The sequence below is a fragment of the Pedobacter miscanthi genome (assembly GCF_003315595.1).
Lineage (GTDB): Bacteria > Bacteroidota > Bacteroidia > Sphingobacteriales > Sphingobacteriaceae > Pedobacter > Pedobacter miscanthi.
Genome location: NZ_QNQU01000044.1, coordinates 1 through 25,472, shown reverse-complemented (window position 1 = coordinate 25,472; position 25,472 = coordinate 1). Strand labels below are relative to the sequence as shown.

Sequence of the window (25,472 nt, the reverse complement as noted above, 5' to 3'; positions counted from 1 at the left end):
TTTCAAATATTTATAACACTAAGTTAATAGCATTGGTGTCTGCACAGACCATTTAAGGTGTTGTCTTCTGAGTGGAACGAAGAATCTGCAAGCGATAGAAAACCGAACCCAAAACAGGTCGAAAATGAAAGTCTTAGTTAAAAAAGATTCTTCACTCCCGAATATTCGGGACAGGTAGCGTTCAGAATGACAGAAATAGAGATGAGGAGGAAAGCCTTCAACAGCAGATTTCTCCGCTACGGTCGAAATGACGATTAACTCCATGGTCTGTGTCTGCACAGACCATCGCGTTTTGTTTTGGTTTCGGTCTGCGAGGACACAGACCGAAACTGTGTGTTTACAACAATGCCCTATCCAAATGTACATAACCGCCATCTACATGGATTAACTGGCCGGTAGTATGGCTCGATTTGTCTGACAATAAGAAGACAGCAGTATTGGCAATTTCATCTACAGTAGTCATCCGGTTTTCGAAAGGGATTTGATCGGTAATGCTTTTCAGTTTTTCATCACGGTCTTCAAAAGTGTTGATCCATTTTTCGTAAAGGGGGGTCCAGGCTTCGGCTACAATAATGGCATTTACACGGATGCTGTATGGTAATAATTCTACTGCCCACTCACGTGTTAAGGCATTTCGGGCACCATTTGATGCCGCATAACCAGATGTTCCGCCCTGTCCGGTTTCGGCTGTTTTGCTGCCGATATTCAAAATAGAACCTTTACTATCTTTCAATGCAGGTAAGGCGTACTTCGCTAAAAGATAGTAGTGAACCACGTTTTTATGCAGTGATTCCATAAAAGCTTCATAAGTTCCGCTTTCGAGGCCCACGCCATCGTTTACACCTGCATTATTTACTAAACCATCTATTCTGTTATATTTTTCAACAATGGCATCAACAATGGTTTTGCAACTTTCGGGTGCTGTAAGCTCTGCTGTAAAATAGTCGGCTTTTAAGCCTGAATCTTTTACTTCCTGAAGCATTTTCAGGTTATCTTTCTCATTTCGGCCAATGATGATCGGAAATGCATTTTCGATGGCCAAAGCTTTAACAATTGCCGCACCGATGCCTTTTGCACCACCACTTACCAGTATTATTTTTCCGTCTAAATTTAAATTCATATTCGGGGGATATTTTTGTTTTTATTTAAGCATAGCGCCAAGAGTTTTGAGCAGAGGGTATTTAGTTGCATAGATTTCTCTCCCGCCTTAACGTCGGGACTGCGCTTCAGTCGAAATGACGACGTGGTTTTTGATGATTTTCTATGCCACATCTTCCATTTTACCTCTTCCATCATCCATCCGCTACAGGCTTACTCCTCTTTTCCAGGGGATAAAATCATCCTGGTTTAGTTGCACAGCCTTTGGTATTTCTTCTCCGCTGGCTACTTTAATGCAATATTCGAGGATATCTTCGCCCATTTCGTTAATGGTTTTTTCGCCGTTAATCACTGCTCCGGTATCGATATCGATGATGTCGCTCATGCGTTTAGCCAAAAGCGAATTGGTGGCTACTTTAATGGTGGGGCAAACCGGATTTCCGGTTGGTGTACCCAAGCCGGTGGTGAACAGGATAAGCGTTGCACCGGCAGCCGCTTTACCTGTAGTGGCTTCCACATCATTTCCTGGCGTACATACCAAACTTAAACCAGGTCTAGTGGCAGGCTCAGTATAATCCAAAACATCAACAACAGGGGAAGAACCTGCTTTACGTGCTGCCCCGGCTGATTTTATCGCGTCGGTAATTAAACCATCTTTAATGTTGCCTGGTGAAGGATTCATGTAAAAACCCGAACCTACTTTGTGCGCCAGGTCATCATATTCTGTCATTAAGCGGATAAATTTTTCGGCAGTGGGTTGATCTACAGATCTGTCGATCATTTCCTGTTCTACACCACAAAGTTCTGGAAACTCTGCCGATAACACCTTTGCGCCCAATGCCACCAATAAATCTGCACAGTAACCCACAGCCGGATTGGCAGAAATACCACTAAAACCATCACTGCCACCGCATTTTACGCCTACGCATAATTTACTTAAAGGGGCTTCTGTACGTTCTTGTTTATTGATTAGCATCAGGCCTTCAAAAGTGCTTTTGATTGCATTTTGGATTAATTGCGCTTCACTCTGTGCTTTTTGCTGTTCGAAAATTAATAAGGGTTTATCAAAATTAGGATCAAGCGTTAAAAGATCGCGTTTAAAATCTTCCACCTGTAAATGCTGACAGCCCAAACTTAAAACGGTAATTCCGGCTACGTTAGGGTGATTCGCATAAGCGGCCAGCAACTTGCTCAGGGTATCCGAATCCTGGCGGGTGCCCCCGCAGCCACCGTTATGTGTGAGGAATTTAATTCCATCCACATTTTTAAAGGTGCGGTAGGCTTTCCCTGTTTTAGGCTCGAAACTGATGTTTTCGATACTTTCGCCATTTTCGTAAGCCTGAACAAGCTTGTGCGTATACGATTTGTATTGGGCATCTACCGCATAACCGAGTTCGCCGTATAACGATTCTTTAATGATATCAAGGTTTCTGTTTTCGCAGAAAACCGTTGGGATAAACAGCCAGTAATTGGCTGTACCCACTGCGCCGTTTTTACGGTGATAACCATAAAATTTACGGTCTGCATATCGGCTTACATCTGGTGCCTCCCATTTAAAATCAACATTGCGGTAAGCAAAAGGTTCTGCAGCATGTTTGGTGTTTTCTACACTCATACGCATACCGGCTTTTAGCTCGAACTGAACTTTCCCAACCAGCACACCGTACATGATCACTTCATCCCCGGCTTTCATATCCTGCATAAAAAACTTATGCTTGGCCGGAATTTCCTCTTCGGTAAGGTAGCTAATCCCTTCGTGTACAATTTCGGTTCCTTTGGGTAAATCCTGTAATGCTACCAAAACATTATCAGCGTTATTAATCCTGATAACTAATTTCTTCATCTATATAATATTTATTTATTGTTAATGAAACCATTACATGTTAAATCATCTCTATTAACCACAGATAAAAAGCCTGCCCTGCCGTTCAGGCGGGGATGCACACAGATATAAAAATCCATGTTTATCTATGTATCTGTGGTGAAAAATAATCATATAACCGACTGATATTCATCATGATTTTATAACTCTAAACTTATTTCTTTTTCAATATGGTTGGGTTTCCAGCCTTTCCAGCCAAAGTAGAATACCACTAAAAAGCAAACAAAAGGCACCAAATAACCATATTGTATATTGTGTGTGGCATCTGATATCAGTCCCAAAACAGGCGGCAAAAATGCACCACCAACAATAGACATAACGATTAAGGATGAACCGAGCTTGGTATCCTTGCCCAAACCAGCTATGCCCAAAGAGAATATGGTAGGGAACATGATCGACATAAAAAAGGCCACGCCGATTAAAGCATAAACGGTAATCATTCCGCTTGCGAAAATAGATACCAGGGTAAGTATAGCGCTGATTAATGCGTATAACATCAATAGTTTGTGCGGCGCTACAAACCTCATGAAAAATGTACCTGCAAATCTACCCAACATAAAAGCCAGGCCTGCTGCACCTGCATACCATTTCGCTTCATCTTGTGTGATGCCTGCTGATGAGGTAACGAAACTGATGAACAAGCTCAATACACAAACCTGTGCGCCTACATAAAAGAATTGCCCGATAACCGCCCAGCGTAAATGGCTATGCCCCAATACATGACCAAATGAGCTTTTTTCATTGGCGCTTTCTTCTTCCTTAATATCGGGTAGTTTGGTGAAAATAAAGAGAACAGCAACCACAATAATGATAATACCCAAAATCAAATACGGTGCTTTTACGGTTGATGCCTCTTCCAGTACATACGCCTGTTTTTCTAAAGGCAATAGTTTTGCCAACTGCGCGTCGGTATATTTAGCTTCGGTAAAAATAAATTTTCCACCCAGTACGGGGGCTAAAAAAGCTGCTAAACCATTAAACGATTGAGAAAAATTTAACCTTTGGGTTGCAGTTTCTGGCGGACCGAGCACGGTAACATAAGGATTTGCAGCTGTTTCTAAAAAGGTTAAACCACAGGCAATGATAAAAAGAGCGCCTAAGAAAAAGACGTATTGTGCAGTATTGGCGGCCGGGATAAACAATAAACAGCCAACCGCGAATAAAACAAGGCCTAATATGATGCCACTTTTATAGCCATATTTACGCATAATATAACCCGCAGGTAAAGCCAATAAAAAATAAGCAATAAAAACAGAGGAGTCAACCAGGGTAGATTCAAAAACATTTAATTGAAAGGCTTTACGTAAATGGGGAATTAAAACCGGATCGAGGTTATGTACAAATCCCCAGAAGAAAAAGAGGCTGGTAACTAAAATTAATGGAAACAGGTAACTTTTGCTGTTCTTTGGCGTATCGGATACCTGAAAATTCGTTGTTGTGGTATGGCTCATATTTGGTTTGTTTATTGTTTTGGCTGGTTCTGCCAAAATAAAAATAGTTAAACTTTGTGCATTGCCGGCACTGATTATTAATGTTTGTTCAATATCTGCTTTTTAGAAAGTCAGGCTGAAAACAACCGTATCCTGCGTTTTTCGAGATAACAAGAAATAAATAATCCCACCTTCATCACATATTTTTGGTTAGTTGTTTCTTTACAAATTAAACCCTTAAGTGCTAATAAAAATTTAACTTTATGATCTAATTATTAAATGATATTGTCTCAATTTTATACATTGCGAAATATTACTGCATATTAGATTGATTTTTTAAGATTTTATGAAACCGCATTTACTTAATGTATCTACCAATACGGTAGATTCTTTTAGCGCCCGGAGAGATGTGATGCCAGATGTAAACAACCTGTGGCATTACCATTCTGCTTTAGAGTTGATTTACATTAAAAAAGGCAGGGGAACGCAGTTTATCGGCGATAGCATTAAAAATTTTAGCGAAGGCGATGTGGTGCTGCTTGGCAATAACTTGCCTCATTACTGGCGCTTTGATCCTGAGTTTTTTGAAAAAAAGGAAGAAGAATCGGTTGATGTATATGCCATTCATTTTAAGGAAGATTTTTTAGGATCCGGATTTATTGACCTACCCGAAAATCAGGAACTTAAAAAGATGTTGGCGCAGTCTAAACAAGGAATCCAGCTTTTGGGAGTGGCAAAAGAGCGGATAGCCAGCTTAATGCCCTTGATTATTGAAGCTAATGGTACAATGCGGATTATTAAATTATTGGAAGTGCTCACTGAAATAGCCACCTGCGAAGAGAAAAAAACACTGGTTTCGCTGGGCTTTAAGCCAAACTTTCTGGAAAATGAAAAAGACAGGATCCAATCGATTTATAACTATACCATCAGCAACTACAAAAATAAAATAGAACTAAAAGAAATTGCCGCGGTGGCTAAAATCAGTCCGAATTCGTTCTGTAAATTCTTTAAAACCAAAAGCAGGAAAACCTATACACAGTTTCTGAACGAAATAAGGGTAGGTCAGGCCTGTAAACTTTTAATAGAAAACGATTTAACGGTGAAAGAAATCTGTTACGATTGCGGCTTTTACAATTTCACCAGTTTTCATAAATATTTCAGGGAAATAACCGGAAAAACACCGCTTAAATATCAGCAGGCTTTTTCGAAGCAGTAGCGTAAAAAAGTCCATTTTTAAGATTTACATCTTTTTGCAAAAAATATCACGATAGCTATTGAAGATACCCTTCAATCATAGCCCCGATTGCACGGAAAGCCCACAGCGCAGCGAGGACTTGTAGTAAAAGCGGGACTGGATTTTACGAAGAACCACAGGCTTTGCGCTTCAGAAAATAAAAATTACGCTAATGGCATGAAAGACCCTGAAATAAATTGAGGTGACGGAGCGAATTGCCCCGATCTGATAACTATCGGATGCACGAAAGCCAGGATTCTGATTTTTTCGACGGGAGAAGACTTAAAGTAAAAGCGGAACAACAGTTTATTAAGCACCACATGTTTTGCGCTTAAAAAAAATATCCGGAAATTTTTCAGCTCTATTTCCTTTAAAAAAGTTCATCATCGAAGAATTTTGCCGGGTACAACTAACAAAACCGTAAAGTTTTGATCATTTTATTCATTGTGGGCGATAAATCGCACTTATGTTGAAACTAATTTCGATTTTATTGGTTTATAGCTTAAGTTTGCAATTCTAACTGAATATTTTTATGAGCAATATATCTAATCCGAAACCGGAACACAAGGGTGATAGGATGGAAAATGACCATAATAAACTTAATGAGTCTTATATCCCTGGTTCAAAACACAAATTTGAAGGATGGCCAATTTTATGGATCCTGATCGCAATATTTTTAATCTCAGCAATTTTATGGTACACGGGAGGCGCCACTTATTTGCTCAAGTGGATCGACAATAAATAATTAAGATTTTGGGGAAAATAACTGGCCATATTATTTTACCGCCTTTGTTGAAATAAAGCCCAATGCATTAGGTTAAAAGGAGAGTTAATGTTGATGACGGGGAAAAATCTGGTTAAAATTTTTCGTCATCGCTGGGAATCTGCTCAGCGGAAACATAGCAGTAAAACATTAATCCAAAAGAAATAACATAAAATGCCGCAGTAATTAAAAGGAATGTGCTCATAAAAATAGTTTATTTGGTTAGTGTAATTATAACGTTAAGTTATCTTAAATAATGTAGTGTAGTGCATTTATTTGATATTAATTATTAACAAAATGATACTTAATGTTGAAAACTAATTAATTAGTTTTTTTTGGTGTCGCTATTACACTAAATAAAATGAATTATGGCAACACAACGATTACCTTGCCTGGAATTTATCCCGATACTGCGTTGGTGTCATCCCGACTGATTTTCTGAATACTTTTCTAAAAGCTTTTGGGTCGTTATAACCAGAGTTATAAATCACTTCGGTCATTTGTTGTGCGGTTTGTTCTAAAAGCTTTTTGGCCGCTTCTATCCGTGTTTGCTGAAGGTACTCGATAGGGGTAATGCCGGTTACCTGCTTAAAACGGCGCACAATATTCCGCCTGCTCGAAGGGATATCTTTAATCATCTCTTCAATGGTGGCCACATCCTGATAATTGTTTTCTATTTTTTCCTGTGCCGAAGCTACCAGCTCGTCGTTATGATGGCGGATGGGCTGAAAAGTGCTAAAATACAACTGGTTTACGCGGTCCATATCAATGGCGAAAACCTTGGCAACCTTTACTGCCATATCTTTTCCGCAGTGGATCTGCAAAAGATGTAACAATAAATGGAAGGTAGATGTTGCACCACCGCTGGTAAAAAGTTTGCCATCCTGGGTTACTGTTTTATCTGCCTTTAAGTGCACCTGCGGAAAAGCGGTCGAAAATGCCGAACAGGCATCAACATGCGTGGTAGCAGCTTTGCCATCCAATAAACCCGATGCTGCCAGTAAAAATGCACCAGTGCAAAAAGTCGCTATTTCTGCCCCTTTATTATGCTGTTTGTTTAACCAGGGGATGTAACTTTTGTTCACCGAAATACATTCCTTAATATCATTTGTTGCAAACGACGGAACCAAAATAAGATCAAGGTTGGTGGCTTTTTGTAAAGAGATGCAAGGGTGTTCGCTAAAGTTATAATCTTTATCGTCAGCTGTAATTAAACTGATATTAAAGGGTGTTTCGAGTTTATCTTTTCTATAAAATCCATTTACGGTGTCAAAAACATCTAAAATGGCCGCTACACTTAATAATCTGAAGTTTTGGGGTATTAAAACACCTATTTCTATCATTTGGTTAAAATTTACTTATCGTAAATATATAAAAATTGTCTCAAATCCCCCTTAATATTGACTTTTACGGCAAGGGTAGGCATCAATATTAAGCCCTAACTTTATTTTAAGTTAACCAGCTAATTTAAACCATATGAAAAGCACACCAACCAGCAACAGGATGTACGGCCTGATTGTACTATACGAAATGCACAGCGATTTTTTATTGAGGGCTTTGGAAGGGATAGATGAAAAAGATGCGCAAAAAAGACTGGATACGAAGGCTAACCACATCGCCTGGATTACGGGTAGCGTGGTTCAGGGACGCTATTTTCTGGCCAAATCATTCGGGATTGATCTTCCATCCATAACCGACGAACTTTTTGCCAATAACAAAAGCATTGTTGATGATGCGGTTTATCCATCACTGGCCGGCTTAATAAAAGACTGGCAAGCAATTTCGCCACATTTGCAGGAGGCTTTAACTCAGGCTTCGGATGAACAGCTTGAAGAAAAACTCAATATCCCGGGCATGGAAATCACTTTGTTCGAAATGATCAGTTTTAACACTTACCGCGAAGCCAATTGCATCGGGCAGATTGCCCTTTGGCGAAGATTATTAGGCTATGCAGGTATGAACTATATGTAGTTATGGAAAAAGTAATAGTAGAAGCCGAAGAAACGCTGTCGGCATTGGAAAGTGTTTTCTCAAAATTTGATGTCGACGAGATTAATACAGTGCCTTTTAAAGGTAGCTGGACAGCTGGTCAGTTAACCGAACACATGATTTTGTCTAATTCGGGCTTTTTGCAGGTCATTAATGGCCCGGTGACCGAAACCGATAAACCTGCTGATTTAATGGTTGCACAGATTAAGAAAGATTTTCTAAACTTTAATGTTAAATACGACTCGCCTAAAGTGATTTATCCCGAAGATAAAATATATCACCAGCCAGAATTGATGCAAAACCTGAAGCAGATCAGGGAAGGGATATCTGAAGCGGTAAAAGGCCTTGATTTAACCAGAACATGTGTGGCTTATGAGTTGCCAGGATATGGTTTTTTAACCCGGCTTGAGGCCATATATTTCGTGATTTACCACACCCAGCGTCACGTTCATCAGTTAAAGAATATTTACAATACCCTAAACAGTAATTGATTTTATTACATTTATGAGAAACAACAGGCTCGATTTATTAAATTCCTATATCGGTAAATGGAAAACTGAAGGTTTAACCAAATCAGGCGAAATTATCAGTGGAACAGATACCTACGAATGGGTTGAAGGCAACTTCTTTTTAACGCACAAGGTGGATGTAAGCTTTGGTGATAAAAAAATACAGGCCTTGGAAATTACACATTATGATGATATGGAAGATGTTTTCAGATCGCAGTCGTTTGATAACAATGGATGTATTTCCATTTCTACGCTTAAAATTTATGAGGATATCATTTTAATATTTGCTGATACAGAAAGATTTAAAGGAAATTTTAAGGGAAATATCATTGAAGGCTTATGGGAACAGTTTGATGGTAAAAACTGGGTGCCATGGATGGATATAAAACTGACGAGGATATAGATGAAGCCCGAAGTCTGCAGTTGGAAGCCAACTAATCGCAAGGCTATTACATCATACTGTAACTAATTTTCAATGACCAACGAACCAATGACCAATGACCCAATGACCAATAAACCAATGACCAATGAACGAATGATCAATGAACCAATTAACTAAATAAAAATGGCAACACTTAACACGTATTTAAATTTTAACGGTAACACCGAAGAAGCATTTAACTTTTACAAATCAGTATTTGGAGGCGAATTTTTGGTTGTACAACGCTTTAAAGATTCGCCGGGCTGTGATGGAATGCCTGCGAGCGATCAGGAGAAACTAATGCACATCGCGTTACCTATTGGGGGCGGTGTTTTAATGGGAACTGATATTACTGCACCTATGCCACCCTCTACTTTAGGAACAGCTATCTCAATTTCGGTTGATGCACAGAGCGAGGAAGAAGCAAAACAACTTTTTGAAGGTTTATCTGCCGGAGGCACGGTAACGATGGCACTGGAAAAAACATTCTGGAATGCCCTTTTCGGTATGGCTACTGATAAATTTGGGATCCAGTGGATGGTGAATTATGATTATAAATAGGTAAGCTTGGCGTTGGGAGCTTGGAGTCCGAAGTCGTGAGTCTTTAGTCCTTAGTCTGGAACTGTTAAAGCGAGTTATTATAAAAGAATATGCTTTATTTATAAATGCAGTATAGCTATTTAATAATTGACCATTAACGGATTAAGGACATTAAGATAGATTTCTCGGCTCCTCTACCATTGACAGGCTCAAAAAAAACGTGATCTCGACTGGAACGCAGTGGAATGCTCGCCTGCTTCAGGTAGGGAAAGATCTAACTCGAAATAGATTTAGCTTCGCTGAACACTTCGTGGTTCTCGGCTACGTTGCACTTCGATCGAGATGACGAATTGCGGGGGGTAACTGTATTAACCATCTGTCAATCATATTGATTTTTACACAATAAATTCAAATTCGAAATGACGGTAACTTTTAGGGGTACATTTACGAATGAACGAATGATCAATAAACTATTTGCTTCAATTAACCGATTAACCAGTTAACCAATTAATTACCAATAACGAATAACCAATAACCAATTACCAATAAACCAACAAACCAATGAACCAATAATAAATTGAACAAAAAATATTATTTTTAAAATACAAACTAAAACTTAACCAATATGAAAATTGCAGTAATTGTTGTCCGCGTGCTTTTAGCCGCCATGTATCTATTTGCTTCTGTAAGCTTTTTTCTTAATTTAATGCCAAAGGCACCAGAAATGACGCCTGCCCAAACCAGCTTCATGACAGGGATAATGGCTTCTGTTTATCTTTTTCCACTGATCAAAGTAACTGAACTTCTCGGAGGAATATTGTTGCTTATTAACCGTACAGCTCCTTTGGCAGCTCTTATTATCTTTCCGGTTACTTTAAACATTTTCCTCTACCATGCATTTTTAGGTCCGAAAGATTTGCCGATGGTAGGCGTAATGTTATTGTTTAACCTGTTTCTGTTTTATGCTTACAGGGCTAAATACCTGCCGATCGTTTCAAAGTAAATTTTCAGATTTAAAAACTTTCTCATACTTTTTCGCTTTATTTAGTGTTTCGATATAAGGTGTAATTCATTATCTTTAAAAACTAACTAGAAATAAAAAATATGAGAAAGCTACCATTTTTAATGCTGCTCTTTGTAGCGGTATCATTTTCTGCCTTTGCACAGAACAAAGATGCTATTTTAGGTAAATGGCTTAATCCATCGGGAGAAGGACAGATAGAGATTTATAAAAAAGGCGATAAGTTTTACGGTAAACTGGCATGGATAAAGGAGCCAAACATCAACGGTAAACCTAAATTAGATGTTAAAAACCCTGATGAAAACTTACAGAAAAGAGCTTTGCTGAACTTAGAGATATTAAAAGACTTTGTTTACGATAGCGGAAAATGGACTGATGGTACAATTTATGATCCGAAAAGTGGTAAAACTTACAGCTGCAATATGACCTTAAAAAGTACCGATGTATTAAACATCCGTGGTTATGTAGGCATTTCGCTGTTAGGCAGATCAGAAACTTTTAGACGGGTTAAATAACAATCAATGAAGAAATTACTATGGTGCCTTTTAATGGCACCTTTTTTTTGCGCCGCTCAATCATATAATATTAAACCTTTAACCGAGGGCACTAAAACCAGCATACGTGGTTTAAGTGTGGTATCCGATCAGGTGATTTGGGTAAGCGGGAGCAACAGTTCGGTGGGCAAAAGTACCGATGGCGGTATAACCTGGAAATGGATACAGCCAAAAGGTTATGAAAAGGTCGATTTCAGGGATATTGAAGCTTTCGATGATCAAAATGCGATTATTGTAAATGCCGGATCGCCCGCTTATATCCTTAAAACAAGCGACGGGGGAGAAAGCTGGACAGAACATTATAAAAATACAGATACGGCCATTTTTTTGGATGGAGCCGGCTTTTGGGACAAAAACAAAGGGATTATTTTCGGCGATCCGATCAATAATAAATTACAGCTGCTTAAAACTACCAATGCAGGAAAAAGCTGGCAGAACATTACCGCTAATTTAAAAAGTGATTTAACCAAAGGAGAGGCGAGTTTTGCGGCCAGTGGTACAACCATAAAAACATTACCTGGCGGTAAAACCTGGATTGCTACCGGGGGCACGGTATCCAATATCTATTTTTCACCTGATTACGGAGAGAGCTGGCAGGTATTTAAATGCCCTATTTTACAGGGCGAAAACAGCACGGGGCCTTTCTCTATCGATTTTTTGAATGACAAAATTGGTGTTGCGGTTGGCGGGAATTATCTAAAAGATAAAGAAAATGCCAATAACGTGCTGTTAACCAGCGATGGAGGTAAAACCTGGCAAAAGCCCGTTAGTCCGGTTTTAGGATACCGGTCGGGTGTAACTTACATCAACTCCAAAACATTAATTGCCACCGGTACATCAGGTACCGATATCTCTGCCGATGGTGGCAGCAACTGGAAACACATTTCGAATAAAAGTTTTAATTCGGTTCAAAAAGCAAAAAAAGGAAATAAGGTTGTTCTGGCAGGAGAAAAGGGAACGGTGTATCAACTGGAGATTGCGAACTGATATTTGATGCCGGCAACGTAACAATTTTAACAATTGTCGTTCTAACCATAAAAACAATAGCTAAAATAAACAGATTGATTAGCAGAAATGATAAAATTTTGTTTCTTTGCTATGAAAACTAAAACATTAATTAAAAAAACACACACGCTCAATGGATTTTCTGCACACAATTTTAGGTGATGATATACAGGCCGGATTATTAATTATTTTAAACCTGATTGTAATCGAAAGTTTGCTCTCGGTTGATAATGCCGCCGTTTTGGCTACCATGGTTATGGATTTGCCAAAGAACCAGCGCGATAAAGCTTTAAAATATGGTATTATCGGGGCCTACGTTTTCAGGGGTATCTGTTTGTTCCTGGCTGCATGGCTGGTTAAAATCTGGTGGTTAAAGCCACTTGGCGGTTTATACCTGTTATACCTTGCATTCGATTATTTCAGGAAAAAGAACAGTAAAAACAACGATGAAGAAGAGGAAGTAGATAAAAGCAAAAGCTGGATATATAAATCAACAGTAGGTTTAATTGGAACTTTTTGGGCAACTGTTGCCCTGGTAGAGGTAATGGATTTGGCCTTCTCTATCGATAACGTTTTTGCGGCTGTTGCTTTTACCGATCATATCTGGCTAATTTATATTGGTGTATTTATCGGGATATTGGCCATGCGTTTTGTTGCCCAGGCTTTTGTAAAGCTGATGGAAAAATTTACTTTTTTAGAAACCGTGGCTTTCATCGTAATTGGCGTATTGGGTATTAAACTTACTTCGTCGCTATTTACGCATTTCTATCCCGAATCGCCGATTTCGCATGCCATCGAAGGCGAAAGAACAGATCTTTTTGTATCTATTTTCACCGTGGCTATTTTTATTCTGCCGGTATTAAGTTCTTTATTGTTCAACTTCCCTAAAAAACATAAAAGTGATGTCGTGATCTCGGAAGATGCCGAAGATGTATTGGATAAATCTTAAAACTAAGGCTTATCTGTGATAAATCTTTAAACAAACCTTCCCGGTAAATATCGGGACATATTAAACAGATTAGGAAACAGGTGCAAATGGCTTTTTACAAACATTACTCATTCGATCTTTGGTTAACGCTGATTAAATCCAATCCCACGTATAAACAGGAACGGGTACAATATTTTTACCGGAACTTTAACGGTAAAAATAAAACTGTTGAAGAAATTGCCGTCACTTTCCGCCAGGTTGATTTAATGGTAAATGCCATTAACGAGAAGGCCGGGAAAAATGTTGATGCCGAAGAAATGTATTTAATGATCATCAGCATGATCAACGATTACGATTTCAATTTCAGTGATGTAGACCTGCAGCAGCTTGACCATGATATGGAGCAGATAGTGTTTACACATATACCAAAGCTCTATTGCGATAACTGTTTAGATGTGCTGGCTAAAATCAAGGAATCGGGTAACAGTACCACCAATATTTTAAGCAATACCGGTTTTATTAAAGGTAAAACCTTAAAAAAAGTGATCAATCACCTGGGCATCGGTCAGTACATCGATTTTCAGCTTTATTCGGATGAAGTGCGCATGTCGAAACCCAGTGCAGGCTTTTTTCAGCTGATGCTGGATACGATCGACAGAACAAAACATCCTGATTTATTGTTATCGGATGTGATCCATATTGGCGATAACCCGCATGCTGATGTGCGCGGGGCCGAAGCCATGGGGATTAACAGTATGCTCATCAATTCCAACAATCTATCTATCTCAAACCTACTCTATGATACCGTATAGTTATTCACTCCACAAAATCGACAATACAACCGATTTCGGTTTTAGTGCCGACGATTACAGCCGCTTTAAGTTTGGCGATGATCTGGTAGCCCGTTCCTTCGGTAAAGCCCTTGCCGATGGCTTTATCCGCTATTACCTGGTCGATAACCTGATTACCGACCAGATTGTGGTGATATCAAGTCCTTACAGCTTTATCCCAACGGCAACTTTTGCCATGAAAAACTATTTCGTGAGCCAGCTTAACCGCTGGCTGGTAGAAAATGGTGGGCTGGCCGTACAGGAAACCAAAGTACACCGCACCATTACCTATAAGGAAGATTATGGCGAATTAAGTGCCGAAGAAAGGCTTTCGCTGATCGGGAATGACTCTTTTCATATCGATAAGGATTTTCTGGCCGGAAAAACACTTTTGTTTCTGGATGATATCAAAATTACCGGAAGTCACGAAAGGATGATTTTGAAAATGGCGAAGGAATATGGCCTGAGCAACGAAATGCACATGCTCTACTTTGCCGAACTGGTAAACAAAAATATCCATCCCAACGTAGAAAACTTTCTGAATTACCACCAGATCAAATCTATTTTCGATCTCGAAGAAATTATAGACGGTGGCAATTTCTGTTTCAATACCCGTATCGTTAAATACATTTTAAACAGTACCTCGAGCAGCTTTACCATATTTCTGGAGCGCAGAAATGCCGATTTTATTAATCAGCTTTACGATCTTTCGCTCGGTAATAATTACCATACCATAGAGGCTTATTCTAAAAACTTACTTCTTATAAAAGACTATATCAAAAACAACAACTATAAATTAATTTAAATATGGCTATTAATCTGCAAAAGGGGCAAAGGGAAAATATCAATGCCCCTAAATTTACAATAGGTTTAGGTTGGGATACCAACAGCTCTTCTACAGGTTCTGCATTCGATTTAGATGCTTCGATTTTTATATTAAACGACCAGAAAAAACTGGTTTCTGACGAAAATTTTGTTTTCTATAACAACCTCGTTTCTCCTGATGGTGCTGTAGAGCACACTGGTGATAACCTAACCGGAGATGGCGATGGCGATGACGAACAGGTTAAAATCGACCTGACGAAAATAGACAGTAAGGTAAGCGAAATCTGTATCGTGGTAACCATCCATGAGGCAGAAACCAGAAGACAGAACTTTGGGCAGGTGAGAAATTCTTTCATCCGTATTTTTGATGCCGTAACCAATGAAGTGATTTTAAAGTACGAACTGGAAGAAGATTTTTCTATCGAAACCGCAGTAGAATTCGGAAGGATTTACAAACGCGAAAATCAATGGAAATTTGAGGCAGTAGGCGTAGGTATGAAAGGTGGTTTACAGGATTATTTAAACAAATATCAATAATATTATGGCAATCAATCTTCAAAAAGGACAGCGTATCAGTCTTGAAAAAAGCAATGGTAGCAAACTTCAGAATGTTTGCGTGGGTATTAACTGGGGCGCTATCGAAAAGAAAGGTCTTTTCGGTTTCGGATCTTCTAAAGAAGCCGTTGATTTAGACGGAAGCTGTGCATTATACAACGAAAACAAACAGCTTTTAGAAGTGGTTTACTTTGGTAACCTGAAATCTAAAAACGGATCGGTAAAACATAGCGGCGATGATTTAACAGGCGATATGGGCGGTGATGATGGTTTAGACAACGAGGTAATTACACTCGATTTTGCCCAGCTTGATGCCAACGTAAGTTATGTGGCTTTTGTGCTGAACAGCTTTAGAGGTCACGATTTCGGAACAATTCCTTTTGCATCCATCCGCATTTACGAAGGAACAACTAAACGTGTAAACGAAGTTTTTGCCAAATACGATATTGCTAACGGATCTAACTTTGCCGGTCACGTATCGATGGTAATGGGTGTTTTCTATAAGAAAAACGGCGAATGGAAATTTAATGCCATCGGCGAACCAACCAAAGATAGAAAACTGGAAGAAACCGTTAAAACTGTAACCCAAAATTATTTATAGGCCGCAAAGCCGATCATATAATAAACTATGGAAACCAACCCTAATCTTCCCGAGGTGCTTACACCGGTTAAGCTAGACAAAGATGGTAATATCAACCTCGAAAAAATAACCACAGAGGAAACAGCCAAATACCAGGAAATTGGAAAATCGCTTCAACCCTCGGATGTAAACTCTATCCTTAATTACGGTAGCGATGCCCAAAATTCAATGGAGAAATACAGTAACGAATTTTTATCGTCTGTACGTACCTATAACAGCGGCGAAGTTGGCGGTTTAATTAATGAACTGCTAACCGAACTGAATTACATCGACGTATCTGAACTTGAACAGAGCGGTTTTAAGAGTTTTATCTCTAAAATTCCGTTTTTAAAGAATTTGGTGGTTGATGTTAAAAAACTTTTCCAGAAATACGATGTAGTGGTGAACAACATTGATAAAATCACCAACAAAATCAAAGCCGGAAGGTTAAATTCAATAAAAGATAATAGCTCGCTGCAAACCATGTTCGATAGTAATGTAGGTTATATCCACCAGATGGAAGAACTCATCATTGCGGGTCAGTTAAAATATAACGAACTGAACATCAAACTGGCTGAAATGGAAGGCAGGCCTGCCGATTATCAGGATTATGAAATTGCCGATTTAAGGGATTTCATCAGCCGTTTGGATAAGCGACTGGCCGATATGAAGATTGTACGTTTTATTATGTTACAGTCTTTGGCGCAGATCCGTGTGGTACAAAACAACAATACTTCTATCGCAGAAAAAGCACAGTCGATTGTTTCTACCACCATCCCGGTATGGAAAAACCAGCTGACCATTGCAGTTGCTTTACAAAGGCAAAAAGCCAATGTAGAGATGCAGAAGAAAATTTCGGATACCACGAATACCATTTTGCAGAAAAATGCAGAAATGCTAAAGCAGAACAGTATTGATGTGGCCAAAGAAAATGAAAAAACTGTGGTATCTTTGGAAACCTTAAAACAGACCACGTCATCATTGATTGAAACACTTAACGAGGTGAAACAGATCCATGAGGCTGGTGCACAGAGCAGACGTGTGTTGGATGGCGAACTTAAAACTTTGGAAACAGAGTTGAAAAAGAACGTGACGAGGGTGAATTAAATAATCTATGGATGAATACCGCTTAAATATTATCAAAAAATCGAACACAGAGATCAACCGTTTACAGTTGCTCTCTGTGTTTTTTGATGATGAGGTAATTTATAAAATTTACCTGCGTAGCCAGGTTATTCATCAGCTGTTTGTGAATAACGAAGAACTGGAAATCGAAAAACTCGATCTGTTCCACCTTCAGTTTACCGATAGTGTTATCGAACTGCTCAAAAAAATTAAAAAGAGCAACGAAAAAAATGTATCGCTCATTTATGATGAGATCGATCTCAATGAAGAACTGATCGACAGGATGGCGGGAACGGTGGTAGATCAGAAAAGTTTCCAGCAGGATAAACAAAAGCAATCGCTTAAAGTAAACCTGTCGCTGCGGAAATTGTTCTCCGTACTTTCTGATTTAAGTAGCGAATTCCCTTTCTCTAAAAACATCAACGTTTTCAGCTCTAAATATGCCGCCGATTTTTATTTCGATCTGAGCACCGATCAATTTGCCCAACTGATCAACTTTCAGAATAGGCAGGTGTATACCAATGTATATGCCATTATCGAAAAGAAACTGATGGGGAAACTGTGTAAATACGATTTCCGTACCGAATTTTATATCGGTTTAAAATCAGGCGAACAGGTAATAGAGGTATATAAGTTTTTAGAAACAGATGACTACTATCTGTTTTTTCCAAGCAGAAACCTGTTCCTGTTCTGCGATTTAGCCATTTTGAAAGATCTGGATACTTCTACTAACCTTTCTGAGAAAGAAAAGATCGTGCAGGAGCTTCAATACAAAAACGATAAGTTGAAAAGCAATGCGGCAGTATTAAAAACTGCCATTCCGCATGAGGTAGTGAACCTGCTGGAAGATAGTTATCATAAAATATCAGATATCAATTTCTTAAACCACCTTAATAATTTCGATGTCCAATCGAATATATTGAAGACTATGCTTAAAACGGATTTGTTTTAGGGTTGCAGGGTTTTTATTCTACGCAGTCATTTCGACTGTAGCGTACCGATTTTTCATCGGTAGCGAAACGGAGAAATCTATCTCGGAAGTATGCTCGAGATAGATTTAGCTTCGCTGAGCACTTCGTGGTTCTCGACTACGTTGTACTTCGCTCGAAATGACGGGTTGAGGGGAAACGCTATCTGGGGCGTCATCTCTTATTCCATATTCCACGCCGTCATTTCGACTGTAGCGTACCGGTTTTTCATCGGTAGCGAAACGGAGAAATCTGCCTCGGAAGTGTACTCAAGATAGATTTAGCTTCGCTGAGCACTTCGTGGTTCTCGACTACGTAGCACTTCGCTCGAAATGACGGCTTGGCAGGTAGCACCATCTAGATAGTAGTTTCAAATACCACCCTTATTCCAAACGTCATCTCGACTGTAGCATCGCGGAATGGAGAGATCTACCTCGGAAGTGTTCTCAAGATAGATTTAGCTTCGCTGAGCACTTCGTGGTTCTCGACTACGTTGCACTTCGCTCGAAGTGAAGGGTTAAGTGGAAGTCTCTGTTGAAATGAATAGTTAATATTTTATTCATCCCATTCATTTATAATTTCTGTCAAATCAGCCCAATTTTCATTAAAACTATTTATTAACGCATCTTTCTTTGATCTATTCCATTTTTTTATTTGCTTTTCCCGATCAATAGCTTCTTCAATTGACAGAAAAGCTTCATAATAGACGCAATAAATCAAATTGTATTTAGCTGTGAAAGAATTTGTATAAGTTTTATTCTGATGTTCGTAAATACGGCTTCTTAGATCGGATGTTACTCCAATATATAATGTAGTTTTTTCATAATTGGTCATGATGTAGATCCATCCACCGAGTTCCATATTAATGAATTTAAGGAAAAAAGTAGTTATTTCAAAAAACGTCCCCTCTTATCCCACGCCGTCATTTCGACTTTAGCGTACCGACTTTTCATCAGTAGCTAACGGAGAAATCTGACTCGAGATAGATTTCTCGACTACGTTGCACTCCGCTCGAAATGACGGGTTGAGTGGGCACTTCGCTCGAAATGACGGGCTTAAGGGAATGGCATCCAAAGCCTTCATCTCTTATTCCAAGTCGTCATATCGACTGTAGCGTACCGGTTTTTCATCGGTAGCGAAACGGAGAAATCTATCTCGGAAGTGTACTCAAGATAGATTTAGCTTCGCTGAGCACTTCGTGGTTCTCGGCTACGTTGCACTTCGCTCGAAATGACGAATTGGAAGGAAACCTACCTCGTCAACACTGCCAATTTATGTTTAAACAACTCAATTGTTCTGCTCCAGGCCAGTTTTGCAGCTGCTTCGTTGTAGCGTGTTGGTGAGGTGTTATTGTTAAACGCATGGTTCACTCCATCGTAGATGTAAAGTTTGTAATCGATTTTATTGTCTTTTAAAGCCTGCTCGTATGTCGGAATGCCAGCATTAATACGTTCATCCAAACCACCATAGTGCAGCATTATACTCGCTTTAATTTTTGGTACATCGACGGCATTGGGCTGTGCGCCATAGTAGGCAACTGCGGCCTGTAGTTTCGGATCGTTAACAGCCAGTTTATTAGCCATACCACCGCCCCAGCAAAAACCAACACAACCTACTTTACCATTTCCATCCTTGCGGTTGCGTAGGTATTCTAAACCTTTTAAATAGTTCTGCAGGTTTTTTTCAGGATCCAGTTTGCCGATCAGCTCCCGGCCTTTATCCTCGTCGGCAGGTGTTCCGCCAAGCGGCGAAAGTGCATCAACACCCAGTGCAATAAAACCCTCGGCTGCAACACGTTTGGTTACATCAATAATATGCGGATTTAAACCACGGTTTTCGTGGATAACCAACACGCTGCCCAGATTTTTCTTTCCTTTAGGTTTTGCCAGAACAGCTTTTATCTCGCCATCAACACCCGGATAGGTAATGTTTTCCACTTCAATATCGTCGCTGTTAAAACCTGCTGCTGCCACGTAGTTGTTTTCGAGCATGGGCAAAATCGTCATTGCCAAAGCTGTACTGCCGGCCAGGATGGCCAGCTTTTTCATGAAATCTTTTCTGCCGATCTGACTGTGGGTGTACTCATCGTACAGGTTGATTATTTTCTGATCCATCTCATTGATTTTGAATTACCTTACAAGATAAACAAGGTGCTCGAGATTTACCCTAGCCTTGCCTAAAAGTTACAATACAGTTCTTCCCATTTTTTGATCAGCTCCACACGGTGTTTGGTGTACCGCGGCGTTAAAAAAGCATTCGACCAGTCATCGTAGTTATCGTAAAAAAATTTGAGGAAGAAAATATGAAAGGTGATTCCCAGATAAGGGATGGCCTTCAACTCATCACCGGTTAATGGCCTTACTTCCTGATAAGCCTTTAAAAAAGTACCAAAATCTTTTGCAGCCTGTTCTTTAGTAATCAGGTTATTGAGCTGATGGAAGAAATAATGGTTCAGGAAAGTCATTAAATCATTGATCAGATAACCTTCGCCGGCAAAATCGAAATCAAAAAAGGTAATGTTTCCCTGCTCGTCGAAATGGAAGTTTTTCGGGAAGAAATCATAATGGCAGTAACCATAACTGAAGGTTGAGGTATCAAAATCTTCAAACTTTTTTACCACTTTGCCGGCTAAATTGGTCAGGTATTCAAATTCCCCGGGCATTTCAGCAAAATGGAGCTTTAAATACCTCAAAGGTTCAAATAGTGTAGTTTCAAAGTTGAAAACCGGTCTGGGATAATTTAGCTTAATTGCATAAGTACTTTGATGGAGTGTGGCCATATCATAACCTAACCGGATAAGGTGTTTATCCTCAAGATCCAAAATTACTTTTCCCGCTGCAAAAGATAATAAAACACCATTTCTTAAACCTTCAATGGCATTAAACTGCTGTATCTGTTCACCCTTAACATCTGTCAAAGGATAAGAAACCGGATTTCCGTTTGCTTTTAATATGTTTAACAATTCTACCTCGCCCTCAATTTCGTTTCTTTTCCGGTGGGCATCTCGGTAAATCTTAAAAATGTATTTTTGAGATCCGTTTTCTAATACATAGGTATCACTTACATTTCTGATCAATAAACGGCATGTTGTGGCAGGATCCAAACCATAAGCTCCGATTAAATAATCTTTTAGTGCAGCGGCTGATAAGGTAGAGTATTGGGCTGGGAAGAAATTCATCTATTGATTTATTTGCCTAATGCAGCTTTAACTGCTGTTTTTAAATCGGGGATGGTTAACCTCGAGCTACCCACAACGGCATATTTAATGATCTGGTTTTTATCCGAAACAATATACACCGGATAACGCGTAAATTGGTAGGCATCAGAAACGGCCCTTCCCGAACTGATCAATTCGGCATTACGTAAAGGTTGTTCCTTTAATTTTTTAACGGCCACATCGTTATCATCGGTTGTGATGGCTAAAATTAATAAATCCTTCGGATCGCCCAGTTCTTTTACAAAAGCACTTATTTCGGCAAATTTTTCGGTGCAGGTGCTACAACCGGCGTACCAGTAGATTTGTAGAATTACCTTATTCTCCATCTTATTTTGTTCGTAAAAAGCTGTTAAAGGTGCTAAGTCCAGTTTTTTGCCTTCATAAACATAAGGGGTGTTGATTTTTGTGCTCTCTCGTATCAAAGCATTAAACCTGTTGATCTCTTCCTCGCTCAACTTTGTAATAACCATTTTCTGCGGCAAAGATCTGTCGCTGCTCGGCACCAGCCTGTATTCTCCTGTACGTAATATTTTATCATACTGATAATGACGAAGTGCTTTCCCTTTTTCATCATAATATACCTGGTTGGTATCCGTTTTGGGGATCATACCGCCCTTCAGACTTATAGTTCCGCCTGTTGTACGTAATGTTTTTATGCTATCCTGTGCCCGCAGACAAAAACAGGCCAAAAGCAGTGAGAGTGTAATCAGATATTTCATAGGATTTGGTTTCGACATGCAATTTAACATTTAGTTTTAAACTTAACCATTAATTAAGACTACCTTACCAGCCTTAGGCATTCTGTTTTAAGATTTAAACCAATCTGTTGGAAAAAATATTTGATTGCCTTATTGATAGTTTTATCGAAGATAAAGTTGGGATTGCAGAAAACTTTTTAAGCATTTCGTTGGCAGCCCATCTTAAAGAAAACCTGATTACCCTGTTTGAAAACAAGAAACTTTTAAATGCAGGAATAGGGAATAATGTGATTGTTAACCAGGATAAACTGATCCGGAGCGATGTGATTTACTGGCTGGATCGAAAACACGAAAATCAATATGAGAACGATTTTTTCGATCTGATGGACGAATTTGTAGTTTATTTAAATCAAACCTGTTATACCGGTATCACCGGTTACGAATTTCATTATACGCTTTACGAAAAAGGAACTTTTTATAAAAAACACATCGATCAGTTCCAGCACAACGGCAGCAGGCAATATTCGATGATTATGTATTTAAATGCCGATTGGAAGCCAGAAGATGGGGGAGAGTTACGCATTTATCATGCAGATGAGGAGCAGAATATTTCACCTGATAACGGTAAAAGCGTTTTCTTCAAAAGTTCTGACTTAGCACACGAAGTACTGCTCACCAATAAACAGCGGATGAGTATTACCGGCTGGTTAAAAACCGGTTAATCCTCCATATTGAGGAGTTGTTTGATAATGCATTTAAAGTTTTTACCAATTGGCACTTCCTCACCGTTTTTGAGCACAATGGTATTGCCCTCGAGGTAATTTACATATTTTTTATTGAGGATAAAGGATTTGTGGATCCGGATAAAACCTGATGGCAATTGCTCCTCAAAACTGCCTAACGTTCGTGGAGTGAGTAAGAATTCTTTGTCTTTCCAAACCTTTACATAATTGCCCAAACTCTCCAGAAACTGTATTTCTTCGATATTGAGCAGGATATGCTTTTTATCTACCTTGATCGAAATCCGGGCTTCGGATTTTTGGGTTATTTTTTCAATATCGGCAACAGCGTGGTTCTGTTTTTTAAACTGGTAAAGTTCTAATGCGCGGTTAACAGCTTTCAAAAAGCGGTCGAGCCTGAAGGGTTTTAAAAGGTAATCACAAACTGCCAGGTCGAAACTTTCCAAAGCATATTCTTCGTAGGCCGAAGTAATAATTACAAGAGGTTTGTGCTGCAACGCTCTTAAAAAATCCAGACCGTTTAGTTTCGGCATCCGGATATCGAGAAAAATCAGGTCTACCTGTTGCTTACTCAAAAAATCAAGTGCTTCTGTAGCGCGGTAGCAATGCCCGGCGATGGTAATAAAAGGAATATCTTTTGCATATTCGGTTATTACGCCATGGGCAAGCGGTTCGTCATCAACAATTAAGCAACGTAAGCTCATGTTAGCTGCAATTTTAGTTTAGCCTTAAAGATATTATCAATTGAGCTGATATGCAAAGCATACCGATTCGGATAGAGCAACTCGAGCCTTTTTTTAAGGTTATCCAGACCAATTCCTTTGCTTTCTTCTATTTCTTCAGGGTCGAAAGAATTTTCACAGGTGAATATAAGACTATGTTGATCGCTAACTAACGAAAGTTTTAATGTTGCAGCATCTTCAGCAGGCTCAATACCATGTTTAAAGGCATTTTCAATAAAAACGATAAGCAGAAGCGGAGCAATATCCATCTGATCATTGTTTATCTGTTTATCGAACTCAAAATGCAGCATTTTCCGTAAGCGGATTTGTTGTAATTGTATATAATCGTCGATGTAATCCAGTTCCTGCGAAAGTTTAACTGTTTTTTCCTGTCCTTTGTAAATGGTATAACGCATTAATTCTGACAGCTGCAGGATACTTTCGGAGGTTTTCTCCGATTTTTGCAGACTTAATGCATACAGGTTGTTCAGGGTATTAAAAAAGAAATGCGGATTGAGCTGTTGTTTTAATAAATCGAGTTCAGTTTGCGATTTTTCTTTTTCCAGGGCGAGAATCCTGTTATTTTGATTTCCCCACTGCAGGGCCAAAACTACGGGCAAACTGATGAGCATAATGGCAAAGGCACCAAAAGCATTTTCAAGCTCGAAAGGATTGGCCACAAATATACTCCTCCCAAAAACTGTATTAATGGGTAATGAAATTAATATCTGCGCCAAAAAGGGGTAAAGAACGGCAATGGTGGCAGAAAGTGTGAAGAGATAAATCAAAAGCCCCTTTTCTTTAAGGATTTTTGAAACCAGAAACCTGCTGTTGATAAAAAAAAGCAGGTATCCGCAGAGGTACATGATCAGGAATTGTGAAAAGAAAGCCAAAAAAGTGCCGAAATTATGCAGGAGCATTTTCATGTCAAATTCAAAACCTACCAAGCGGAAACCTTTTCTTTGATAAATGGGGTTTTCTAAACTCGATACCGCCATAACTGAAATGGTTGCGGCCAGTAAAATGATGGTAATCAATACAGCATTTTCCAGACCGATTTTCTTGATCCATTTAATATGCTGCACTTTTTTCTGGTAATATTGATTGGCAATCAGCATCAGTTCGAGTGTTAGTGCAGCCAAAGCTGTTGAAATAAAAACGGAACTATCCAGTGCCCCGATTTTTAGATTAGATGCAATATCTGTAAAAACAGGTAAGAGGATGAAGTAGCACATGCCCAGGTAAATGGCATATCGTTTTTTATTTAAGGTTTGTTTTAATCTGGATTTAATGAAAGAGAAGATGAGTACAGGTAATAAACAAAAGCCCAAAGCCAGAATGCTGCTGGCATAATTTGACCAAACGTTACTTGATAAAGAATAGGTATTGAAGATGGCAATCCATAACACTAAACCAACATTGATGAAGAAATCCTGGTATTGATAACTGAAGTTTAAATTTTTTATATTAAGCATTTTATGTTTAATGACCATGGTTCGTGTCCTCACGAACCATTTTCTTTTCTTGTTATTTTAGTTTCGGTTCGTGATGACACGAACCCAGGCCTGTGTAAATTTTAATTTCATCGTGAGAACATTAAAACTAATAAAGTTTATGGTCAGCTTAAAATTTACATGATGAAAGCTATGTTTTTCATGATGAAAGTAATATCATGCTTCGCTCCATGGTTCGTGTCCTCACGAACCATTCCACATAGTTTTATCCGTGATACAGAAGTAACTGCTTATTTTAGTTTCTGTTCGTGGAGACACCAATGCTATTAACTTAGTGTTATAAAT

General features: G+C 39.0%; 26 protein-coding genes. 16 read left to right on the top strand and 10 right to left on the bottom strand.

The window, feature by feature from the left end; genetic code table 11:
* Positions 1–337 precede the first annotated feature (337 nt).
* The 3 genes from DRW42_RS27545 to fucP all read right to left on the bottom strand — a co-directional run bounded on the left by DRW42_RS27545 (position 338) and on the right by fucP (position 4,431).
* Positions 338–1,120, bottom strand: a complete 783-nt coding sequence (locus DRW42_RS27545; RefSeq protein ID WP_113952077.1) for an L-fucose dehydrogenase — start codon at positions 1,118–1,120, stop codon at positions 338–340.
* Positions 1,121–1,303: 183 nt separating this feature from the next.
* The gene (locus DRW42_RS27535) at positions 1,304–2,941 is read right to left on the bottom strand and encodes a UxaA family hydrolase (protein WP_113952075.1); all 1,638 of its coding nucleotides are present in this window, start codon (positions 2,939–2,941) and stop codon (positions 1,304–1,306) included.
* Between the two features lie 179 nt (positions 2,942–3,120).
* Positions 3,121–4,431, bottom strand: a complete 1,311-nt coding sequence (fucP, locus tag DRW42_RS27530) for an L-fucose:H+ symporter permease (RefSeq protein ID WP_113952079.1) — start codon at positions 4,429–4,431, stop codon at positions 3,121–3,123.
* 325 nt (positions 4,432–4,756) lie between these two features.
* Here fucP and DRW42_RS27525 point away from each other — a divergent pair, with 325 nt between their 5' ends.
* Positions 4,757–5,626 (top strand): AraC family transcriptional regulator, encoded by an 870-nt coding sequence (locus DRW42_RS27525; RefSeq protein ID WP_113952074.1) that lies wholly within the window; start codon positions 4,757–4,759, stop codon positions 5,624–5,626.
* Between the two features lie 1,164 nt (positions 5,627–6,790).
* On the opposite strand, the gene DRW42_RS27515 is transcribed toward DRW42_RS27525, so the two are convergent.
* Positions 6,791–7,750, bottom strand: a complete 960-nt coding sequence (locus DRW42_RS27515) for a GlxA family transcriptional regulator (protein WP_113952072.1) — start codon at positions 7,748–7,750, stop codon at positions 6,791–6,793.
* Positions 7,751–7,883: 133 nt separating this feature from the next.
* Between DRW42_RS27515 and DRW42_RS27510 the strand changes: the two genes are divergently transcribed.
* The 14 genes from DRW42_RS27510 to DRW42_RS27445 all read left to right on the top strand — a co-directional run bounded on the left by DRW42_RS27510 (position 7,884) and on the right by DRW42_RS27445 (position 18,280).
* Entirely contained in the window at positions 7,884–8,378 is a 495-nt protein-coding gene (locus DRW42_RS27510; protein WP_113952071.1) for a DinB family protein, read from the top strand.
* Positions 8,379–8,380: 2 nt separating this feature from the next.
* Positions 8,381–8,887 (top strand): DinB family protein, encoded by a 507-nt coding sequence (locus DRW42_RS27505; protein WP_113952070.1) that lies wholly within the window; start codon positions 8,381–8,383, stop codon positions 8,885–8,887.
* Positions 8,888–8,900: 13 nt separating this feature from the next.
* Complete coding sequence (locus DRW42_RS27500; protein ID WP_113952069.1) at positions 8,901–9,308, top strand: hypothetical protein; 408 nt, start codon at positions 8,901–8,903, stop codon at positions 9,306–9,308.
* A gap of 162 nt (positions 9,309–9,470) precedes the next feature.
* Positions 9,471–9,887 (top strand): VOC family protein, encoded by a 417-nt coding sequence (locus DRW42_RS27495; protein WP_113952068.1) that lies wholly within the window; start codon positions 9,471–9,473, stop codon positions 9,885–9,887.
* Positions 9,888–10,491: 604 nt separating this feature from the next.
* Entirely contained in the window at positions 10,492–10,869 is a 378-nt protein-coding gene (locus DRW42_RS27490; protein WP_113952067.1) for a DoxX family membrane protein, read from the top strand.
* A 101-nt stretch (positions 10,870–10,970) separates the two neighbouring features.
* On the top strand, positions 10,971–11,402 hold the full coding sequence (locus DRW42_RS27485) for a DUF2147 domain-containing protein (RefSeq protein WP_113952066.1): 432 nt from the start codon (positions 10,971–10,973) through the stop codon (positions 11,400–11,402).
* A 6-nt stretch (positions 11,403–11,408) separates the two neighbouring features.
* Positions 11,409–12,428 (top strand): WD40/YVTN/BNR-like repeat-containing protein, encoded by a 1,020-nt coding sequence (locus tag DRW42_RS27480; RefSeq protein WP_167437831.1) that lies wholly within the window; start codon positions 11,409–11,411, stop codon positions 12,426–12,428.
* Between the two features lie 151 nt (positions 12,429–12,579).
* Positions 12,580–13,395, top strand: a complete 816-nt coding sequence (locus DRW42_RS27475) for a TerC family protein (protein ID WP_113952065.1) — start codon at positions 12,580–12,582, stop codon at positions 13,393–13,395.
* Between the two features lie 86 nt (positions 13,396–13,481).
* Entirely contained in the window at positions 13,482–14,186 is a 705-nt protein-coding gene (locus DRW42_RS27470) for an HAD family hydrolase (RefSeq protein WP_113952064.1), read from the top strand.
* Positions 14,173–15,009, top strand: coding sequence for a phosphoribosyltransferase family protein (locus DRW42_RS27465; RefSeq protein WP_113952063.1), 837 nt, complete (start codon positions 14,173–14,175; stop codon positions 15,007–15,009). Before DRW42_RS27470 ends, DRW42_RS27465 begins: the two co-directional genes overlap by 14 nt.
* A 2-nt stretch (positions 15,010–15,011) precedes the next feature.
* On the top strand, positions 15,012–15,566 hold the full coding sequence (locus DRW42_RS27460; protein WP_113952062.1) for a TerD family protein: 555 nt from the start codon (positions 15,012–15,014) through the stop codon (positions 15,564–15,566).
* A gap of 4 nt (positions 15,567–15,570) precedes the next feature.
* A complete protein-coding gene (locus DRW42_RS27455; RefSeq protein WP_113952061.1) occupies positions 15,571–16,185 on the top strand; it encodes a TerD family protein in 615 nt (204 codons plus the stop codon).
* Between the two features lie 27 nt (positions 16,186–16,212).
* Positions 16,213–17,310, top strand: a complete 1,098-nt coding sequence (locus DRW42_RS27450) for a toxic anion resistance protein (protein WP_113952060.1) — start codon at positions 16,213–16,215, stop codon at positions 17,308–17,310.
* Positions 17,311–17,317: 7 nt separating this feature from the next.
* Positions 17,318–18,280: a hypothetical protein gene (locus DRW42_RS27445; protein WP_113952059.1), complete on the top strand. Its 963-nt coding sequence runs from the start codon at positions 17,318–17,320 to the stop codon at positions 18,278–18,280.
* Between the two features lie 571 nt (positions 18,281–18,851).
* Here DRW42_RS27445 and DRW42_RS27440 read toward each other — a convergent pair.
* The 4 genes from DRW42_RS27440 to DRW42_RS27425 all read right to left on the bottom strand — a co-directional run bounded on the left by DRW42_RS27440 (position 18,852) and on the right by DRW42_RS27425 (position 22,232).
* On the bottom strand, positions 18,852–19,157 hold the full coding sequence (locus DRW42_RS27440; protein ID WP_113952058.1) for a GIY-YIG nuclease family protein: 306 nt from the start codon (positions 19,155–19,157) through the stop codon (positions 18,852–18,854).
* Positions 19,158–19,546: 389 nt separating this feature from the next.
* Positions 19,547–20,410: a dienelactone hydrolase family protein gene (locus tag DRW42_RS27435; protein WP_113952057.1), complete on the bottom strand. Its 864-nt coding sequence runs from the start codon at positions 20,408–20,410 to the stop codon at positions 19,547–19,549.
* Positions 20,411–20,472: 62 nt separating this feature from the next.
* Positions 20,473–21,474, bottom strand: coding sequence for a phosphotransferase enzyme family protein (locus DRW42_RS27430; RefSeq protein ID WP_113952056.1), 1,002 nt, complete (start codon positions 21,472–21,474; stop codon positions 20,473–20,475).
* 8 nt (positions 21,475–21,482) lie between these two features.
* Positions 21,483–22,232, bottom strand: a complete 750-nt coding sequence (locus tag DRW42_RS27425) for a peroxiredoxin family protein (protein ID WP_158544416.1) — start codon at positions 22,230–22,232, stop codon at positions 21,483–21,485.
* Between the two features lie 107 nt (positions 22,233–22,339).
* Here DRW42_RS27425 and DRW42_RS27420 point away from each other — a divergent pair, with 107 nt between their 5' ends.
* A complete protein-coding gene (locus tag DRW42_RS27420) occupies positions 22,340–22,933 on the top strand; it encodes a 2OG-Fe(II) oxygenase (protein ID WP_113952054.1) in 594 nt (197 codons plus the stop codon).
* Here the strand turns inward: DRW42_RS27420 and DRW42_RS27415 are convergent.
* Positions 22,930–23,655, bottom strand: coding sequence for a LytR/AlgR family response regulator transcription factor (locus DRW42_RS27415; protein WP_113952053.1), 726 nt, complete (start codon positions 23,653–23,655; stop codon positions 22,930–22,932). The genes DRW42_RS27420 and DRW42_RS27415 overlap by 4 nt on opposite strands.
* The gene (locus DRW42_RS27410; protein WP_158544415.1) at positions 23,652–25,148 is read right to left on the bottom strand and encodes a sensor histidine kinase; all 1,497 of its coding nucleotides are present in this window, start codon (positions 25,146–25,148) and stop codon (positions 23,652–23,654) included. The genes DRW42_RS27415 and DRW42_RS27410 overlap by 4 nt, the downstream gene beginning before the upstream one ends.
* Between the last annotated feature and the right edge of the window lie 324 nt (positions 25,149–25,472).

Coding starts and splice junctions, on each gene's coding strand:
- DRW42_RS27435 (WP_113952057.1), bottom strand. CDS start 20,410: ATGGATCAGAAAATAATCAACCTGTACGATGAGTACACCCACAGTCAG.
- DRW42_RS27440 (WP_113952058.1), bottom strand. CDS start 19,157: ATGGAACTCGGTGGATGGATCTACATCATGACCAATTATGAAAAAACT.
- DRW42_RS27525 (WP_113952074.1), top strand. CDS start 4,757: ATGAAACCGCATTTACTTAATGTATCTACCAATACGGTAGATTCTTTT.
- DRW42_RS27475 (WP_113952065.1), top strand. CDS start 12,580: ATGGATTTTCTGCACACAATTTTAGGTGATGATATACAGGCCGGATTA.
- DRW42_RS27485 (WP_113952066.1), top strand. CDS start 10,971: ATGAGAAAGCTACCATTTTTAATGCTGCTCTTTGTAGCGGTATCATTT.
- DRW42_RS27430 (WP_113952056.1), bottom strand. CDS start 21,474: ATGAATTTCTTCCCAGCCCAATACTCTACCTTATCAGCCGCTGCACTA.
- DRW42_RS27515 (WP_113952072.1), bottom strand. CDS start 7,750: ATGATAGAAATAGGTGTTTTAATACCCCAAAACTTCAGATTATTAAGT.
- DRW42_RS27505 (WP_113952070.1), top strand. CDS start 8,381: ATGGAAAAAGTAATAGTAGAAGCCGAAGAAACGCTGTCGGCATTGGAA.
- DRW42_RS27545 (WP_113952077.1), bottom strand. CDS start 1,120: ATGAATTTAAATTTAGACGGAAAAATAATACTGGTAAGTGGTGGTGCA.
- DRW42_RS27455 (WP_113952061.1), top strand. CDS start 15,571: ATGGCAATCAATCTTCAAAAAGGACAGCGTATCAGTCTTGAAAAAAGC.
- DRW42_RS27415 (WP_113952053.1), bottom strand. CDS start 23,655: ATGAGCTTACGTTGCTTAATTGTTGATGACGAACCGCTTGCCCATGGC.
- DRW42_RS27535 (WP_113952075.1), bottom strand. CDS start 2,941: ATGAAGAAATTAGTTATCAGGATTAATAACGCTGATAATGTTTTGGTA.
- DRW42_RS27470 (WP_113952064.1), top strand. CDS start 13,482: ATGGCTTTTTACAAACATTACTCATTCGATCTTTGGTTAACGCTGATT.
- DRW42_RS27495 (WP_113952068.1), top strand. CDS start 9,471: ATGGCAACACTTAACACGTATTTAAATTTTAACGGTAACACCGAAGAA.
- DRW42_RS27490 (WP_113952067.1), top strand. CDS start 10,492: ATGAAAATTGCAGTAATTGTTGTCCGCGTGCTTTTAGCCGCCATGTAT.
- DRW42_RS27410 (WP_158544415.1), bottom strand. CDS start 25,148: ATGCTTAATATAAAAAATTTAAACTTCAGTTATCAATACCAGGATTTC.
- DRW42_RS27445 (WP_113952059.1), top strand. CDS start 17,318: ATGGATGAATACCGCTTAAATATTATCAAAAAATCGAACACAGAGATC.
- DRW42_RS27500 (WP_113952069.1), top strand. CDS start 8,901: ATGAGAAACAACAGGCTCGATTTATTAAATTCCTATATCGGTAAATGG.
- DRW42_RS27425 (WP_158544416.1), bottom strand. CDS start 22,232: ATGAAATATCTGATTACACTCTCACTGCTTTTGGCCTGTTTTTGTCTG.
- DRW42_RS27460 (WP_113952062.1), top strand. CDS start 15,012: ATGGCTATTAATCTGCAAAAGGGGCAAAGGGAAAATATCAATGCCCCT.
- DRW42_RS27465 (WP_113952063.1), top strand. CDS start 14,173: ATGATACCGTATAGTTATTCACTCCACAAAATCGACAATACAACCGAT.
- DRW42_RS27450 (WP_113952060.1), top strand. CDS start 16,213: ATGGAAACCAACCCTAATCTTCCCGAGGTGCTTACACCGGTTAAGCTA.
- DRW42_RS27480 (WP_167437831.1), top strand. CDS start 11,409: ATGAAGAAATTACTATGGTGCCTTTTAATGGCACCTTTTTTTTGCGCC.
- fucP (WP_113952079.1), bottom strand. CDS start 4,431: ATGAGCCATACCACAACAACGAATTTTCAGGTATCCGATACGCCAAAG.
- DRW42_RS27510 (WP_113952071.1), top strand. CDS start 7,884: ATGAAAAGCACACCAACCAGCAACAGGATGTACGGCCTGATTGTACTA.